The organism is Streptomyces sp. JB150 (assembly GCF_011193355.1).
Classification (GTDB): domain Bacteria; phylum Actinomycetota; class Actinomycetes; order Streptomycetales; family Streptomycetaceae; genus Streptomyces.
Map to the genome: position 1 here is coordinate 3,674,500 of NZ_CP049780.1, position 16,634 is coordinate 3,691,133.

The following is a 16,634-nucleotide window of genomic DNA, read 5'->3' on the forward strand; positions in this document are numbered from 1 at the left end:
TACGGCACTGGACCTCCCCCATCGTACGGTCGTACAGGAGGAGGCCCAGGGGCGAAGGAGCCGCTGCCGTCGTCCGCCGGCGCGCGGGCCGCGCTCACTCGAAGCGGGCCGCGAGCAGCACGACGTCCTCCTCGTGGTCGGCCCCGTCGAGCCCGTCCGGCAGCATCGCGCGCAGCACGTGATCGGCGATCGCCTCCGGGTCGCGCCGCTTCGCGCGGGGCAGGCCCGCGGCGGCCGCGTGCAGCCGGGCGAAGGCGCGGTCGACGGGGTCGCCGGTGCGGTGCAGCAGCCCGTCGGTGTACAGCAGAACCGTCTCTCCGGGTTCGGCGTACAGCTCCACGCTGGGCGCCTCCCAGCAGGCGAGCATCCCGAGCGGGGCGGAGACGGAGGTCTCCACGAACTCGGTGCGCCGCTCGCCGATCACCAGCGGCGGCGTGTGCCCGGCCCCGGCCAGCGTGAGCTTGCGCAGCACGGGCTCGCAGAAGGCGAACAGCGCGGTCGCCGAGCGGGCCGGTTCGGTGAGCCGGAGCAGCAGTTCCAGATCGGACAGGACGGCGACCGGGTCCTCGCCCTCCATCACGGCGTACGCCCGCAGCGACGCGCGCAGCCGGCCCATCGCGGCGACCGCGCTCGGCCCCGATCCGGTGACGGAGCCGACGGCGAGCCCGAGGGCGGCGTCCGGCAGCGGCAGCGCGTCGTACCAGTCGCCGCCCCCGCGCGGACCGCTGCGGTGGCGCGCGGCGAGCTGCACACCGGAGACCCGGGGCAGCCGGGAGGGCAGCAGCTCCTCGGCGATCGTCGTCATGCACGCGCGCGTGCGTTCGACCTCGAGCAGCCGGGCGAGGTGTTCGGCGGCGTAGCGGGCGTACAGACCGACGAGGTGGCGCCGCCGCTCCACCGGCTCGGCGGGCTCGTCGTACAGCCATACGGCGGCCCCGAGGCGGCCCGCGGTCTCGGTGGACAGGGGGACGGCGTAGCTCGCGGCGTAGCCGAGGCGGGCGGCCACCTCGCGGTGGCGGGGATCGAGCCCTTCCTCGGCGAACAGATCGGGGTGGACGCTCTCGGTGGCGCCGCCGGGCCGTCCGGCGGGCACCTCCAGCAGCTCGGCGTACGGCAGCGCGGTGCGCGGGACCGTCTCCAGGTGGCCGAGATCCGACGCGCCGAGGCCGAGGCCGACGGTGCTGGGGAGGTCCTGGCCGCCGGAGGGTTCCAGTGCGACGAGTCCGCGCCGGGCGCCCACGAGGGCGGCGCCCGCGCGCAGCAGCTCCTGCAGCGCGTCCGGCAGGGAGCCGGTGCGGGCCAGGCGTTCGGTGAGTTCGTGCAGGGTCGTGAGATCCGAGACCCAGCCGGCGAGCCGGTCCTGGAGGAGGGCTCCCGGTCCGGTGGTGGCGGCGGGGACGCCCGTGGCCAGTGACGCGGACGCGACAGTGTGTGCGGGGGCGGGGACCGTTGAATCGATTCCGGCCACTTTCGGAGGGTGCGGGGCGTTCATGGCGTCCGGCTTTCCGACCGGCGCGTATTGCTCAAAAGCATCGCAAACCCCCATGTCAATCTGCGCCGCTGGCAATGTCTCCACATGTACACGCAGTCGCGAGGAGATGTCCAGCATTGTCCTGGTGGGATTCCTGGTGTCTGTGGGTTTTCCGGGATCTGGAGACAGATCCCTTGCAATAAGGCAAAGTTGGCTTGAAACTGCCCCGTGTAAGCGCATATTGCGGTCGACTGGGCTTGCTCGACGGAGCGTCACAGCGGTCGTGATGGGTACGTACTCGGGGAAGGCCAGGGGTGGTTGGGAACCACCCGGAACCTGGCGACGGACCCGGGCGTCCTATCCACCGACGACCGTGCCCCATCCTCCCGTGGCGGCGGCGGAGAGAAATACGCGAGACGGCGAAACGCCACACTTCGCCACCCCCCGCCACGCCCATGCTCGTGAAACACGCACGGGGCGGAGGCAGCCAACGCTCGGCCCCCAGGGGTCCCCCGCGCTTCGACGCAGGGGTGTGATGCGCCAGCAGGTACGCACAGTGAAGTGATCGACACATGATGTGATGTGGACCACGGTGTTGCCAGGCGTGCAACGGAAAGGAACGAGCGCTCATGCGCGAGATCCTCGGAAGGCGACGCAGGCTCCTGTCCAGGCGGAACGACGGGAGCCGTGAGGTGCTCGGCGCGGCCCTGACCTTCGCTTCTCAATGGCAGTGGCCCGTACTCCCGGGCGTGGCGTCCGACCCGCAGGGGCGCGACCGCTGCGGCTGCCCGGACTCGGAGTGCACGGTGCCCGGCGCCCACCCCTTCGACCCCGGCCTGCTCGCGGCCACCACCGACGCGCGCATGGTGCGCTGGTGGTGGACCAACCGGCCGACGGCACCGATCATCCTGGCCACCGGCGGCAAGGCCCCGTGCGCGGTCAGCCTGCCGGCCCCCGCCGCCGCCCGCGCCCTGGCCACGCTCGACCGCGAGGGCATGCGCCTCGGCCCCGTCGTCGCCTCGCAGACTCGCTGGGCCGTGCTCGTCCGCCCGTACTCCATGGAGCAGCTGGGCGAACTGCTGTACGCCAAGGACTTCGTCCCCGGCTCGCTGCGCTTCCACGGCGAGGGCGGCTATCTCGCGCTGCCCCCCTCCGAGACCGGCCAGGGGCGCGTCCGCTGGGAACGCGCCCCGCTGCCCGGCTCGGCCGCCCCCTGGGTGCCGGACGTGGAGGCCGTCGTGGACGCCGTGGTCGACGCCCTCACTCGTACGGGTGTCAGCGCGCCCGAGTTCTAGGGTGTCGGGCGCGCGCGGGAACGGGCGCGCGGCTTGGCTCGTTATCGTCCCGTTCATGCTGCGTCACTCTGGGGGCCACGGCTCCCGAACGCCCGGGCGGCACCCATTCCGCGAACCCGGGCGCCACGCATCCCGCGAACCCGGGCGCGGCAGGTCCCGTGCGCCACGCCGCGGCGGGCCACGAGTCCGCCGGATCCGCTGGCTCGCGCTGGCGGGTGCGGTGGTGTGCGCGCTGGGTCTGCCGCTGGCCGTCGCGGCCGCGGGGTCGGTGGGGTCGGCGGGTCCGGCGGGCCCGCGGGAAACCGGGCGCTCGGTGGGCGCGGCGGACTCGGTGGACTCGGTGGACTCGGTGGACTCGGTGGACGGGCGAGGCGCTCGGGCGGGTGCCGGCGGGTCCTCGGTGGCGGACGGGCGCGAGGGTGCCGGAGCGGGCGACTTCGCGGGCCGGGACGGCGACGGCGTACGGGACTCGACGGACCGGGAGGACGTACAAAGCCCCGCGGGCCGGCGGGACGGAGGCGCCACAGACGGCAAGGCGCCGGGGGTCCGGGGCGACACCGCGCACGACGGCCGGCGCTCCCCCCTCCCGCTCGGGCTCGGCCTGGCCACCGCCGCCCGCTGCGGTCCCGAGCTCACCGTGCCCGAGGGCATCGAGGCGCAGACCTGTGTGCTGACGCAGGGCGAGGAGACCTGGGCGCGCACCTACTACCGCAACGCCACCGGTCACGCCCTGGACGCCGTACTGACCCTCATGGGCCCGGCCGGCCGGACCGTACAGATCCGCTGTGCGGTGGGTGCCGGGGACGAGCCGGCGAGCTGTGAGACGCCGCGCGAGGCCGGGCGGGGCGAGCCGGCGCGGTACGCGGCGGTCGCGGAGTTCGCGGAGCGGGGCGGCCCTGGGTTGCTGCTGCTGCGCGTCGGCAGCAACGCGGCGCCGGTCACCGGCAGTTGACGCGTGGCGGCGCGCCGTACACGGCGTCGCGGACGAAAAGACCCGGTTGCTGGCGACGGGGGATGCACCAGCAACCGGGCTACTCGAACGGTAACAAGAGATCGGCAGTTCGCAAATTCGATCTCGTGTTTCCCTCGGCTATTCGGACACCGACTCGCCTTGTTCCAACGGGAGTTGTGACCGGAGTCACCGGTGGGCGCGGGGCCGGGTCCGGCTGACCGACCGGTCAGCCCGGCCCGGTCCCCGCAGGCGGTGTCAGCTGAGCGTGACCTGCCGGTTGGTGAGTCCGCCGCGGGCGCGGCGCTCGTCGGCGGTCAGCGGTTCCTCGGTGGCCAGGGCCGCGGCCAGGCGCTCGGCGAACTCGGCCGCGGGCTTCTCGGTGTCCTCGGCGGAGACCCCGCTCGGCAGGTCCCAGACCGGGACGGTGAGCCCGTGAGCGCGGAAGGAACCCACCAGACGGGTGCCCTCGCCGAGGCTGGAGCGGCCCGCGGCGTGCAGCCGCGCGAGGGCGTCCAGAAGCCGCTCCTCCGGGTGCGGCATGACCCAGCGCAGGTGGTTCTTCTCCGGGGTCTCGCACCAGTAGGCGGCGTCGACGCCGGTCAGCTTCACCGTCGGGATGGCCGCGGCGTTGGCGCGCTCCAGGGAGGCGGTCACCTCCGGCGTGGCGTTCTGCGGGTCCGGGACCCAGAACTCGAAGCCGCTGTGCACCACCGGCTCGAAGGGGCCCTCCGGGTCGAGCAGGTCCTGCAGGCGCGGGCCGTCGGCCGGCGCGCGGCGGGCCTGGACGGGGGTGCCGGGCTTGGCCTGAAGCGCGCGCTGGAGGGTGTCGGCGAGGTCGCGGCTGAGGTCGCCGGACGCCGTGTCGTTCTGCAGGCCCAGCAGCACCGAGCCGTCCTCGCGGCGCAGCGCGGGCCAGGCCATGGGCAGGACCGTGGCCAGGGTGACCGACGGGACACCCTCCGGCAGGCCGCCCTTGAGGGTCAGCGGAGCGGTGGCGGCGGGCACCAGCTCGCGCAGGGCCACCCAGTCGCACTCACCGGGCAGTCCCTCGAACGGGCGGTGCACCAGCTCGGTCACGGCCTGGGCGGCGGCCCGGCCGTGGCACGCCTTGTAGCGCCGGCCGCTGCCGCAGGGGCAGGGCTCACGGGCGCCGACGACCGGGATCTCACCGTCGGTGATCTGCGGCCGCTTGGCCTTCGTCTGGGGTCGCTTCTTGGCCATGGTGGGTGTCTCCCGGTGACGGCTCGTCTCGTCGTACGGCGGGAGCCTAGCCGTTCGCGTCGTGGCCGACGGGACCCTGTGGACAAGTGGGTCCGGCCGGACGCACCGATCAGCCGGTCGGCGGGTCGGCCGGTCGACCGGTCAGCGGGCCGGCCGGTCAGCCCGTCGGCCGGTCAACCGGTCCGCCGGTCAGCCGACCGTGCCGACGGTCGGTCGGCCCGCCGGTCCGCCGGTCAGTCCAGGTCGTCGAAGGCGTCCGCGAAGTCCAGGTCCGGCATGGCGGCCACCGCGGGGGCGGTGACGCGCGTAGCGAAATCGTCGCGGCGCCGCCCGGCATCGGGATCATGGACATCCGCGTGGACCACGACCCATACGGTGACCTCGCCGCGGATGTCGTCCCGGACCCCCCAGTCGTCGGCCAGGGCGGTAATGATGTTGAGCCCGCGGCCTCCGTGGGCCGTGACCGACGGGGTGGCCGGGGCGGGGCGGGTCGGGCCGCCGCCGTCCGTCACCTCGACGACCAGCCGGCCGCAGGGGTCGACCCGCCAGGCGGCCCGTACGTCACCGTCCCCGGCGAGCGCGTTGCCCAGGGGGCGGCCGTGTTTGCACGCGTTGCTCAGCAGTTCGGAAAGGATCAGTACGGCATCGTCGATGACCGGTTCGGCCACGCCACCTCTGCGCAGCTGATCGCGCATCCGGTGCCTCGCCTCACCCACGCCCGCAGGGCCATGGGGTACGGCCATGCTCGACGACGTGGGCACTTCCTGTGCCACCACCAACGCCACCCCCGAGACCTCCTTCGCCCCACGCCACGGTGTGGATGCCCCATTGGCCTGTACTGGAAACCGGCCGGTTCCCGTCCGGTGACGCACTCGCAACGATCGAACACGAACCGAACGCGCCGGAGCACTCCCTGTGACGGCGCTCCCGTGACCGCGTCCCGACGCGCGTCCCGGTCAGCGGCCGAGCCGGTGCAGCACCGCGCGGGGACGGTTGGTGATGATCGCGTCCACCCCCAGCTCGACGCAGAGGTCGATGTCGTCCGGCTCGTTCACGGTCCAGACGTGCACCTGGTGCCCGGCCTGCCGCAGCCGCTCGACGTGGGCCGGATGGTTGCGGACGATCCGGATCGAGGGGCCGGCGATCCGGACCCCCGCGGGCAGCCGCCCGTCGCGCAGCCGGGGCGAGGCGAACTGCATCAGATAGACGGTCGGCAGCGTCGGGGAGGCGGCCTGCACGCGGTGCAACGAGCGCGCCGAGAAGCTCATCACGCGCACCGGCGAGTCCTCCGGGGTCACCGGGGCGTCCAGGCCGAAGCGCTTCAGGAGCACCAGCAGCCGCTCCTCGACCTGACCGGCCCACCGCGTGGGGTGCTTGGTCTCGATGGCCAGCTCCACGCGGCGCCCGGCGTCGGCGACCAGCTCCAGCAGCCGCTCCAGGGTCAGCACGGAGGTCTCGGCGGGGTCCTCGGGGCGGTGCTCCCAGTCCGGGTCCTCGTCCCGCGCGCGTCCCGCGGGGGTCTTCTTCCAGGAGCCGAAGTCCAGCGCGGCGAGATCGGCGAGCTCCAGGGCGGAGACGGCTCCGCGGCCGTTCGACGTACGGTTGACCCGGCGGTCGTGCACACAGACGAGGTGGCCGTCCGCGGTCAGCCGGACATCGCATTCGAGGGCGTCGGCCCCGTCCTCGATCGCCTTCCTGTACGCGGCCAGGGTGTGCTCGGGAGCCTCCTCGGAGGCCCCGCGGTGGGCGACGACTTGAATCCGGTGCTGCCGTGCAGGGGTCACCGCGTCATGGTGCCACCGGCACGGGGTAGCCGTCGGACCGGTGAGGCTTTCAGGGTGCCCGGGATACGGCGCTTGCAGCTGAAAAATCCTATATAAAGAGTGACCGTGGACGCACAGGCACCGCTTATGGTGCCCTGACGGGCCGTGGGAAAAGCTGACGGCATACGAACGGCACACCAGAAGAACCGGCACAGCTGCGTGACCGAGGATCGAGGAGAAGAGCTGTGAGCACCGAGAACGAGGGCACTGCGGTACCCCCGGCCCCGTCCGCACCTCCCGTGCCGGTGGACACCCCCGCAGCCTCCCCCCAGGCGGACACGGCCATGCCCTCCGGCCCGCCCGCGCCACCCGAACAGCCCTCGGCGCACGCCCCCTCCCCCACCACTGCGGAGGGTGGCGTTCCGCACGCGGGCGGCTCCGCGTACGGCGCGCCCGCCGGCTCCGGACCGGCCCCCGACAGCGGCTGGCCGCCTCCGCCCCCGCCGGGCGGCCCCGCTCAGGGCCCGGCCACTGCGGTGTACGGCGCCGACGGCCCCGGCGGTGCCGGTCCGGGCGCCCCGTGGGGAGCGGCGTACCAGCAGCCCTCGGCACCCGCGCCGAAGCGCGGCCGCGGCGGCCTGGTCGCCGCGGTCCTCGTGGCCGCGCTGGTCGCGGGCGGCCTGGGCGGCGGCCTCGGCTACACGCTGGCCAGGAACGACGACAGCTCCGGCTCCACGACCGTCTCCTCCGCCGACAGCGGCGGCGACTTCAAGCGCGACCCGGGCACGGTCGCGGCCGTGGCCGCCCAGGCGCTGCCCAGCACGGTCACCATCGAGGCGGAGAGCAGCAGCGGCGAGGGGGGCACCGGCACCGGTTTCGTCTTCGACACCCAGGGCCACATCGTCACCAACAACCACGTCGTCGCGGACGCGGTCGACGGCGGCAGGCTGACCGCCACCTTCCCGAGCGGCAAGAAGTACGACGCCGAGGTCGTCGGCAACGCGCAGGGCTACGACGTGGCGGTGATCAAACTCAAGAGCGCCCCCTCGGGCCTGAAGCCGCTCACCCTCGGCAACTCCGACAAGGTGGCCGTCGGCGACGCCACGATCGCCATCGGCGCCCCCTTCGGCCTGTCCAACACGGTGACCACCGGCATCATCAGCGCCAAGAACCGCCCGGTGGCCTCCAGCGACGGCACCGGCAGCCAGGCCTCCTACATGAGCGCCCTGCAGACCGACGCCTCCATCAACCCCGGCAACTCCGGCGGCCCGCTGCTGGACGCCAAGGGCAATGTCATCGGCATCAACTCCGCGATCCAGTCCGCGGGCAACGGCTTCGGCGGCACCAGCCAGTCCGGTTCGATCGGCCTCGGCTTCGCCATCCCGATCAACCAGGCTAAGTACGTCGCCCAGGAGCTGATCCGCACCGGCAAGCCCGTCTACGCCAAGATCGGCGCCTCCGTCTCCCTGGAGGACACCACCGACGGCGCCAAGATCACCGACACCGGCGCCGGCGGCTCCGAGCCGGTCGAGCAGGGCGGCCCCGCAGACAAGGCGGGCCTGCAGCCGGGCGACGTCATCACCAAGCTGGACGACACGGTGATCGACAGCGGTCCCACCCTGATCGGCGAGATCTGGACCCACAAGCCGGGCGACCGGGTCACCATCACCTACGAGCGCGACGGCAAGACCCGCACCGTCGAACTGACCCTGGGATCACGCGTGGGCGACAGCTGACGCGGCGCCCCTACCGCACCGAGCCGATGAGCCGATGTGCCGGAGCCACTCCGGCGCGTCGGCTCTCGCCGTCTTCGGCTCCCGCCGTTCCTCGGCTCCCGCCGTCTCGCGGCGCCCGCCGTTCCAGCCCTGGGGCCTCCGGATGCTCGTACCACTCGTCCCTCCGTGAACAGTCGCAACCCGCGATAGCCTCTGACGCGCGCACACCAAAGACAACCGGAACGACCCTTGACCGATGACGGCAACGGGGGGAGCGGACCCATGGCGTGGGACGAGTGGGAGCAGCTGAAGCATCAGACTGCGGACCGTCACTCGACGCAGATGCAACTGAACCAGGCACCTGCGGCGGGCACGGGTCCCGGTGGGAAACCCGACCTGGTGGTGCAGCAGGACGACCTCGGTGCCGTGGGACACGCGGCGTTCGTCCTGCAGGGCGACCTGGAGAAGAAGGTCGACATCGCCGGGGCCGGCATGAACTCCGACCACGCCGGCTCGACGCACCAGGCGGCGTCGGAGCTGTCCCGGTCGAACTTCACCATGGGCGGCGAGCTGATGACGACGCTGACCGTCTGGGAGAGCCAGGTGAAGGCGGTGCGCCAGGCGTTCGCCCACATCTCCAACCACCTCGACTACAGCAAGAAGCTGCACGCCAACGACGACGCCAAGATCGGCGCGGTGATCAAGAGCCGCGACGACTCCGCCCTGCCCGCTTCCGAGCTCAGCAAGTACTTCACATAGCGGGGAGGCCGTGGAATGTCGCTCACCTACCACGACCTCATGCAGGTCGACCTCGGCAAGCTCGCCACGGCCGTGTCCGACTGGAAGAAGGCCGTCGACAACCTCAAGCAGCTGGAGACCGACGCCCGGGACGGCCTGCAAAAGAAGGCCGCCGAAGCGCGCTGGGAAGGCGTGAACGCCGGCGTCACCCGGGAGTTCGTGAACAAGAGCGCCAAGGAGCTGGCGGACCTCCAGGTGGAGGCCAACGGCATCTACAAGGTCCTGGACGACGCGCACCGCGAGCTGGAGTCCCTGCAGAAGAGCGTGCGCACCCTCACCGCGCAGGCCAAGGAGAAGGGCTACACCGTCCGGGACAACGGCGACGGCACGGTCAGCGTCGACGCCCACGTCATGCCGGGCACCAGCCCGAAGGACGACAAGAACCTCGAGGAACGGCAGCGCTACGCCGACTCGATCACCACCAAGGTCTCCCACGCCAACGACATCGACGTCTCGGCCAAGCTGGCCCTGTCGCGCACCCACGGCAACGACCCGTACAACGCCGGCCACGCGAAGTACGACTCGCTCAACGACGCCCAGGTCGAGCGGGCCCTGGAACTCGCGAAGAAGCGCGAGAACATGAGCGACCAGGAACTCGCCGAGCTGAACCGGCTGCTGCGCCACAACGGCCGCGAGGTGGACGGCGAGTTCGCCACCGAGTTCTTCCAGGGCCTCGGCGGGCCCCGGCAGACGCTCGAGTTCTACGGCGCCCTGTCGATCGACGGGACCGACGGGGAGAGCAAGACGCGGCTGGCCGGAGTGCAGGACCTCCAGAAGTACCTGGGCCACGCCCTGGCCAACGCCACCGACCCCTACACCCCGCAGAGCCTCAAGGGCGACCGTCAGCATCTGCCGACGTGGTGGGGCGCGGAGTTCCGCAAACTGGGCACCCAGGAGATCGAGTGGGAGCGCGGCATGTTCAGCCGCCCCTACGGCTACCAGGTGCTCGGCGGCCTGCTCCGCTACGGCAACTACGACCCCACGTTCCTCACGCCCATCGCGGAGCACGTCACGCAGCTGCATCAGGACAATCCGCACCGCTTCGTGGCGAACAAGCCAGAGGGCAGCGACGACGGTTTCGGATTCAACCCCTCCGGGAAGCTTGGCACTGGCAACGACCCGCTGAACAGCGTGCTGGAGGCCCTTGGACACAGTCCTGAGGCAGCCGAGCAATTCTTCACGCAGCCGCCCACGGCGTACAACGAGGACGGCACGATCAAGTCCGGGGAGAAGACGGACTTCAAGTCCTACCTCGACCTCTTCACGAACAAGGACTTCGAGTGGACGGTCGACACGAACGCCGCCAATGTCCTGGCGGATGAGGAGGCGACGAAGAAGGCTCTCAACTTCGGGCCTGCCGCCCTCGGCCACGCGCTGGAGGCGGCGACGACAGGTCGTCCGTACGACAGCAACACCGCGGACCCGTCGATCAAGCACAGCGAAGCGCAGGCCAAGCTGGTCCACGACATCGTGGAGAAGTTCGCGGCGCATCCGGACTTGCTGACGCACAACATGAACGGAGAGCTGGAGGAGGAAGAGACCGGGCCGCTTTATGCGCTGCGGGACAGCCTGGGGCATATCTCGGCGGATTACATGGGCGACTTCCAGCGGATGGTGTACCAGGAGCCAGGCGACAGCAGACTCTTCCCAGTCAATGGCGCAGCTGCCAACCTGGATCCCGGAAATGCTCAGAAGTTCCTCGGTCTGGTCGGGCAGGATCCGGACGCGTACAGCGCCATCACTGCCGCGCAGCAGGCATACACCGCGAACGTGGTTCACGCTTTTCTGGAAGCGGAGGGGAAGGGACTCAGCCCAGAAGACAGCGCCCGCGTCGCCCATCTGGTTGCGCCGGGTGCTGCCATTGCCGGAGTTATGAGCAACGCGCGGGCTGACGCGATCTACGACTACCATACTGCCGATGACAAGGCTTTTAACGATGCCGCGGCAGACAACGCTAAGTGGGTGAACCGGATTGTAGGCCTGGGGACGGGAGCCATTCCCGCACCCTTCTCCGTCGTGGGAGAACCCATCAACTGGGTTGCGGAGGATGTATCCGAAAGCATCGTGGAGAGCGTGAAGCAGGACACCACCACTGAAGCTGAACACGCCGCCGGTGCGGATTACTCGAAGGGGCGGACCGCTGTGTTGGATGCATCAGCGGCAGCCGTTGCCAGCTACTTCGACCGCCATGGGGGCATCGACCCGAAAACGAGAGAGAGCATCGATCTAGGGGTTCGCACTCAAGCGGGTGTGAGCCATAGCGAGGGTGCTCAGTGGAACTCCTCGGGAGACGGAACGTGAGGCACCTCCAACGCTCGGCCCGCCTGCTCATCGCAGCTTTTCTCGCGGCTGCTCTTGCCGCGTGCGGCTCGTCGGATGATGAGGGGCTCTCGTATCCCGTCCCGGACAATATGTGTGGCATTCCCGTCGACAAAGACGTGCTGGAATCTCTGCTCGACGACGGTGACAAGCTGGAGCAGGACACTGGTGGCGATACACTCGCGGAAGGCCAGTTCTGCCACATGTATGTGGACGGGAACGACTCCGTGGTGAGTGACGCCGACTGGCGTGAGAGTGGATACGAGCTGCGCGACCTCTTCGAGTTCTACGATGTGAAGGGTCTGCGCTACTTCAAGGGCGGTAGATACGCATCCTGGAACTTTGGGGTGGCAACCGTCATTCCGTGCCCTGGAGTCAGCGAGGAAGGTGACGTGCTGTCCGTCGAGGTCAACGACATCAGATGGAACCGTAAGTCGCAAGCCCAGCTGGAGAAGCTCGTCCCGGCCTACTTCGACGCCTACAAGAAGAAGCTCCGCTGCCCGGCCTGACGGTCACGCCCGGCCTGATCTTGTACGGGCCTCGGCCCCCCGCGCGAGGCCCGGGGCCGGTACGCTGTACCCGCTCCGTCCCTGGTGGCCGGAGCGGAGGTGGGTTGCCCGAGCGGCCTAAGGGAACGGTCTTGAAAACCGTCGTGGCAGCGATGTCACCGTGGGTTCAAATCCCACACCCACCGCCAGGTGTCCGAAGGGGCGCTCCGTCACGGGGCGCCCCTTCGGCGTGCGGGGCTGGGTCCTCGCCCCGCTCCCTCGTCACCGGCGCCCCCTCGTCAGCCGCGCCGCCGAGGCGATCGTCGCGCGGGCCTCGCGTTCGGTGAGGCCGGTGGTGCGGGCCGCGTCGACGAGGGGGGCGACCAGGTCGGGGCCGATGCCGTTCTCGTAGGCGCGGCAGGCGGCCCAGAAGAGGCGGGTGTTGCGCTGTCCCCGGTGTGCGGCGAGGACGAACTGGACCAGGCCGTGGCCGTGGCCGCCGGGCGAGGGGGAGGAGCGTGCGGCGGTGCGCGGGGGTGGCAGCAGCAGGCGCAGAAGGGCGGGCGGGCACGGGGCCGGGGGCAGGTGTGCGGTGCCGGGGGCCGTGCCGTACACGCCGTGTTCGGTGCGGGAGCCGGGGCCGACGAGGTAGCCGCCGGCGCCCCGGACGTCGATGCCGGGGGCGAGGCGGCCGGCGGAGTTCGGGACGACGACGTCCGGGGGGCCGGTCAGCCAGAGGTGACGGCCGCCGCTCGGGGTGGTGACGACGACCGTGGGCGGGATCGTGAAGAGGTGCCGCAGGGCGAGTTCGCGCAGGGCCGCCGAGGCGTCCGTGTCCGACTTGGTGTCCAGGTCGATGCCGATCAGGTGGTGCGGGGGCAGTCCGCAGGCGATGCCGTAGCCGGTGGCCCAGGGGGCGGCGGCGAAGAGGGCGCGGACGCGGTCGGGGTCGGCCGAGGCGTCGTACACGCCGTGGCCGAAGCGGCCGCACTCGCCGTGGCAGGGCAGCGGCACGGGGTCGAGGCGGTGGGGTGAGCGCAGGGCCGGCAGTTTCGTCCGGGACAGGGGGATGACGGCCAGTCCGCGTTCGGCGGCGGACAGGGCGTGGGCGAGGGCCAGGGTCGTGGCCTGCCGGTCGATGGTGGCCATGACTTTATGTTCGTACGCATGTTCGAAAAAGGGAAGAGGTGACGGGCGCGGCACGCCGGACGGGACGGATTGGCCGAAAACCTGCCGGAACGCTGCACCCCTTGCGCCGCTTGGGACCGAGTCGCCCCACCCGCCCCGGCTCGTCGCCGTGATCAAGGAAAGGTGGCGAAAGGGGTTTATCGACTTGTCCTCACGCTTGAGGGCGAAATACGGCTTCTGGGATGGTTCGCCGGGGATTCGGTGGGCAACTCTGATCACGCGACGTCGTGCACAGCACCGAGGTGGTCGGCCAACTGCCTTCGAGCAAACCGTACTTACGCACACCACGGCCTCCGGGCCGGTGCGACATTTGCTTCTGCTTCTGGGAGGAACCAACATGGCAAGCATCCGTACCGCCCGCGCCATCGCCGTCGTCTCCGCTCTGCCGCTCGCGGCCGCCCTCTTCAGCGGAGTGGCGACGGCCGACAACGGCGCGTTCGCGGACAACGGATCGAGCGCGGCCGTCACCAACGCCATCCAGGGCAGCCTCGGCAGCGGCGTCGGCGGCGACAACAACGGCAACTCCGCCACCACCCAGCAGCAGGCGATCGGCGCCGGCGCCTCGAACCAGAGCAACACCGCGCAGGTGGACGGTTCCGCCTTCACCGCCGTCAACCAGGGCAACGACAACGTGGCCGTCGCCTTCACACCGCTGTGGTGGTGAGCTGACGGGCCGGTGCTCCGGCACCGGCCCGGGACTCCTGTGGGTGCTCTGTGGGGTGAGCAAGGTCCGGCTGAGCGGCGGTGCTTCGGCACCGCCGCTCGGTCGTTTCCGGCCATTTCCGGTCACTCGCGGCCGTCCCCGAGCTGTTTCCGGTCGTTTCCGGCCGTCTCCGGGCCGTTCCCGGCCGTCTCCGGGCCGCCGGCCGCCCTCCTCCCGGACGACCCCCAGGGGTAAACCCTCACGTGTCCTCTCCGCCTCCTCCCCCTCCAGGAGGTGCACCCGGCACCGCCTCTACAACCTGAGGGGGACTCGTCTTCGGGACCTGCGGGCGATGAGGACCACGGGCTCGCGAACCTAGCGTTGAGCCATGACCACACCCGTCTGCACCACTGCTTCGGACGCCGCCGCGCCGGCCGTGCGGTCCCTGCCGTACACCGCCGCGTATCCGTCGTTCTCGTCGTACGTGCGGGCCCGTCAGCCGGTCCTGCTGCGTACCGCCCGGTCGCTGACCGCGAACCCGAGCGACGCGGAGGACCTGCTGCAGACCGCGCTGACCAAGACGTACGTCGCCTGGGACCGCATCGAGGACCACCGCGCCCTCGACGGCTATGTGCGCCGCGCCCTGCTCAACACCCGCACCTCGCAGTGGCGCAAGCGCAGGGTCGACGAGTTCAGCTGCGAGGAGCTGCCCGAGCCGGAGCCGGTGCCCGGCGGGAACGACCCGGCCGAGCGGCAGGCGCTGCACGACGCGATGTGGCGGGCGATCATGCGGCTGCCCGCCCGTCAGCGCGCGATGGTCGTCCTGCGGTACTACGAGGACCTGAGCGAGGCGCAGACCGCCGAGGTGCTGGGCGTCTCGGTCGGCACGGTGAAGTCGGCGGTCTCCCGCGCGCTCGGCAAACTCCGCGAGGACCCGGAGCTGGAGCCGATACGCCGGCCCTTCTCCTAGGGGGTTCCGCGCCGATCACGCGTAGCAGCGCCCCCGCGGTTACCGCAAGGTGACGTGATCGATCACCCTCCCCTAGTGACATACCGCGCGGTATGCGGCCAGAATCAGCGCAACCCCTACCGCCGCGTAGGCAATGTCGCCCCCGGGAGGACGCCGTGCTGAGCACCATGCAGGACGTACCGCTGCTGATCTCCAGGATCCTGACCCACGGGTCCACGATCCACGGATCGTCGCAGGTGACGACCTGGACCGGTGAAGCCGAGCCGCACCGCCGCTCGTACGCCGAGATCGGCGCCCGCGCCGCCCAGCTGGCCCATGCCCTGCGCGAGGACCTCGGCGTCGCCGACGACGACCGCGTGGCCACCCTGATGTGGAACAACGCCGAGCACGTCGAGGCGTACTTCGCGATCCCCTCCATGGGCGCGGTCCTGCACACCCTCAACCTCCGGCTGCCCCCGGAGCAGCTGGCGTGGATCGTCAACCACGCCGCCGACCGGGTGATCATCGCCAACGGCTCCCTGTTGCCGCTGCTCGCACCGCTGCTGCCGCACCTGAAGACCGTCGAGCACGTCGTGGTCTCCGGGCCGGGCGACCGCTCCCTGCTCGCCGAGGCGTCCGTGCCGGTCCACGAGTACGACGATCTGATCGCGGGCAAGCCGACCGCCTACGACTGGCCGGAGCTGGACGAGCGCCAGGCCGCCGCCATGTGCTACACCTCCGGCACCACCGGCGACCCCAAGGGCGTGGTCTACAGCCACCGCTCCGTCTACCTGCACTCCATGCAGGTCAACATGGCCCAGTCGATGGGCCTGACCGACCAGGACACCTCGCTCGTCGTCGTCCCCCAGTTCCACGTGAACGCCTGGGGCCTGCCGCACGCCACCTTCATGACCGGCGTCAACCTGCTGATGCCGGACCGCTTCCTCCAGCCCGCCCCGCTCGCCGAGATGATCGAGGGCGAGCGGCCGACGCACGCCGCCGCCGTCCCCACCATCTGGCAGGGCCTGCTCGCCGAGCTGACCGCCAAGCCGCGCGACGTATCCTCGCTCACCCAGGTCACCATCGGCGGCTCCGCCTGTCCGCCCTCCCTCATGGAGGCCTTCGACAAGCTCGGCATGCGGGTCTGCCACGCCTGGGGCATGACCGAGACCTCCCCGCTGGGCACGGTCGCCCGCCCGCCGGCCCACGCGGTCGGCACCGAGGAGGAGTTCGGCTACCGGCTCACCCAGGGCCGCTTCCCCGCGGGCGTCGAGGCCCGCCTCACCGGCCCCGGCGGCGAGCGGCTGCCCTGGGACGGCGAGTCCGCGGGCGAGCTGGAGGTCCGCGGGCCGTGGATCGCCGGCGCCTACTACAACGGCCCGGACGCCGAACCCCTGCGCCCCTCGGACAAGTTCAGCGAGGACGGCTGGCTGAAGACCGGCGATGTCGGCACCATCTCCCCCGACGGCTTCCTCACCCTCACCGACCGCGCCAAGGACGTCATCAAGTCCGGCGGCGAGTGGATCTCCTCGGTGGAGCTGGAGAACGCCCTGATGGCCCACCCGGACGTCGCCGAGGCCGCGGTCGTCGCCGTCCCCGACGACAAGTGGGGCGAGCGCCCGCTGGCCACGGTCGTCCTCAAGGAGGGAGCCACCGCCGACTTCGCGACCCTGCGCGCCTTCCTCGCCGAGGAGGGCAAGATCGCCAAGTGGCAGCTGCCGGAGCGCTGGACGGTCATCCCGGCCGTGCCGAAGACGTCCGTCGGCAAGTTCGACAAGAAGGTCCTGCGCAAGCAGTACGCGGAGGGCGAGCTGGACGTCACCCGGCTGTGA

The 16,634-nt window shown here is 71.2% G+C and carries 14 protein-coding genes and 1 tRNA gene; 10 read left to right on the forward strand and 5 right to left on the reverse strand.

What is annotated here, in order from left to right:
• Window positions 1-94: 94 nt before the first annotated feature.
• Entirely contained in the window at window positions 95-1,609 is a 1,515-nt protein-coding gene (locus tag G7Z13_RS17205) for a PP2C family protein-serine/threonine phosphatase (protein ID WP_166000311.1), read from the reverse strand.
• 491 nt (window positions 1,610-2,100) lie between these two features.
• On the opposite strand from G7Z13_RS17205, the gene G7Z13_RS17210 reads away from it, so the two are divergent.
• Together G7Z13_RS17210 and G7Z13_RS17215 are read left to right on the forward strand one after the other, a co-directional pair.
• Window positions 2,101-2,766, forward strand: a complete 666-nt coding sequence (locus G7Z13_RS17210) for a bifunctional DNA primase/polymerase (protein WP_166000313.1) — start codon at window positions 2,101-2,103, stop codon at window positions 2,764-2,766.
• 223 nt (window positions 2,767-2,989) lie between these two features.
• Window positions 2,990-3,718: a hypothetical protein gene (locus G7Z13_RS17215; RefSeq protein WP_240926244.1), complete on the forward strand. Its 729-nt coding sequence runs from the start codon at window positions 2,990-2,992 to the stop codon at window positions 3,716-3,718.
• A gap of 255 nt (window positions 3,719-3,973) precedes the next feature.
• On the opposite strand, the gene G7Z13_RS17220 is transcribed toward G7Z13_RS17215, so the two are convergent.
• The 3 genes from G7Z13_RS17220 to G7Z13_RS17230 form a co-directional block, all read right to left on the reverse strand.
• Entirely contained in the window at window positions 3,974-4,939 is a 966-nt protein-coding gene (locus G7Z13_RS17220) for a DUF5926 family protein (RefSeq protein ID WP_166000315.1), read from the reverse strand.
• Window positions 4,940-5,172: 233 nt separating this feature from the next.
• Window positions 5,173-5,811 (reverse strand): ATP-binding protein, encoded by a 639-nt coding sequence (locus G7Z13_RS17225; RefSeq protein ID WP_166000317.1) that lies wholly within the window; start codon window positions 5,809-5,811, stop codon window positions 5,173-5,175.
• Between the two features lie 84 nt (window positions 5,812-5,895).
• Entirely contained in the window at window positions 5,896-6,723 is an 828-nt protein-coding gene (locus tag G7Z13_RS17230) for a glycerophosphodiester phosphodiesterase (protein ID WP_166000319.1), read from the reverse strand.
• Between the two features lie 224 nt (window positions 6,724-6,947).
• On the opposite strand from G7Z13_RS17230, the gene G7Z13_RS17235 reads away from it, so the two are divergent.
• The 5 genes from G7Z13_RS17235 to G7Z13_RS17255 all read left to right on the forward strand — a co-directional run bounded on the left by G7Z13_RS17235 (window position 6,948) and on the right by G7Z13_RS17255 (window position 12,231).
• Window positions 6,948-8,438 (forward strand): trypsin-like peptidase domain-containing protein, encoded by a 1,491-nt coding sequence (locus G7Z13_RS17235; protein WP_166000322.1) that lies wholly within the window; start codon window positions 6,948-6,950, stop codon window positions 8,436-8,438.
• Window positions 8,439-8,699: 261 nt separating this feature from the next.
• Window positions 8,700-9,176, forward strand: coding sequence for a hypothetical protein (locus tag G7Z13_RS17240; protein WP_166000324.1), 477 nt, complete (start codon window positions 8,700-8,702; stop codon window positions 9,174-9,176).
• 15 nt (window positions 9,177-9,191) lie between these two features.
• Complete coding sequence (locus G7Z13_RS17245; protein ID WP_166000326.1) at window positions 9,192-11,516, forward strand: DUF6571 family protein; 2,325 nt, start codon at window positions 9,192-9,194, stop codon at window positions 11,514-11,516.
• Window positions 11,513-12,043 (forward strand): hypothetical protein, encoded by a 531-nt coding sequence (locus tag G7Z13_RS17250; protein ID WP_166000328.1) that lies wholly within the window; start codon window positions 11,513-11,515, stop codon window positions 12,041-12,043. Before G7Z13_RS17245 ends, G7Z13_RS17250 begins: the two co-directional genes overlap by 4 nt.
• Window positions 12,044-12,141: 98 nt before the next feature.
• Window positions 12,142-12,231, forward strand: a tRNA-Ser gene (locus G7Z13_RS17255).
• Window positions 12,232-12,304: 73 nt separating this feature from the next.
• On the opposite strand, the gene G7Z13_RS17260 is transcribed toward G7Z13_RS17255, so the two are convergent.
• Window positions 12,305-13,171, reverse strand: coding sequence for a bifunctional DNA primase/polymerase (locus G7Z13_RS17260; protein ID WP_166000330.1), 867 nt, complete (start codon window positions 13,169-13,171; stop codon window positions 12,305-12,307).
• Between the two features lie 376 nt (window positions 13,172-13,547).
• Between G7Z13_RS17260 and G7Z13_RS17265 the strand changes: the two genes are divergently transcribed.
• The 3 genes from G7Z13_RS17265 (at window position 13,548) to G7Z13_RS17275 (ending at window position 16,634) form a co-directional block, all read left to right on the forward strand.
• Window positions 13,548-13,874, forward strand: coding sequence for a hypothetical protein (locus G7Z13_RS17265; protein WP_166000332.1), 327 nt, complete (start codon window positions 13,548-13,550; stop codon window positions 13,872-13,874).
• Between the two features lie 367 nt (window positions 13,875-14,241).
• Window positions 14,242-14,823 (forward strand): SigE family RNA polymerase sigma factor, encoded by a 582-nt coding sequence (locus G7Z13_RS17270; protein ID WP_166000333.1) that lies wholly within the window; start codon window positions 14,242-14,244, stop codon window positions 14,821-14,823.
• Between the two features lie 167 nt (window positions 14,824-14,990).
• Window positions 14,991-16,634: a long-chain fatty acid--CoA ligase gene (locus tag G7Z13_RS17275; protein ID WP_166005032.1), complete on the forward strand. Its 1,644-nt coding sequence runs from the start codon at window positions 14,991-14,993 to the stop codon at window positions 16,632-16,634.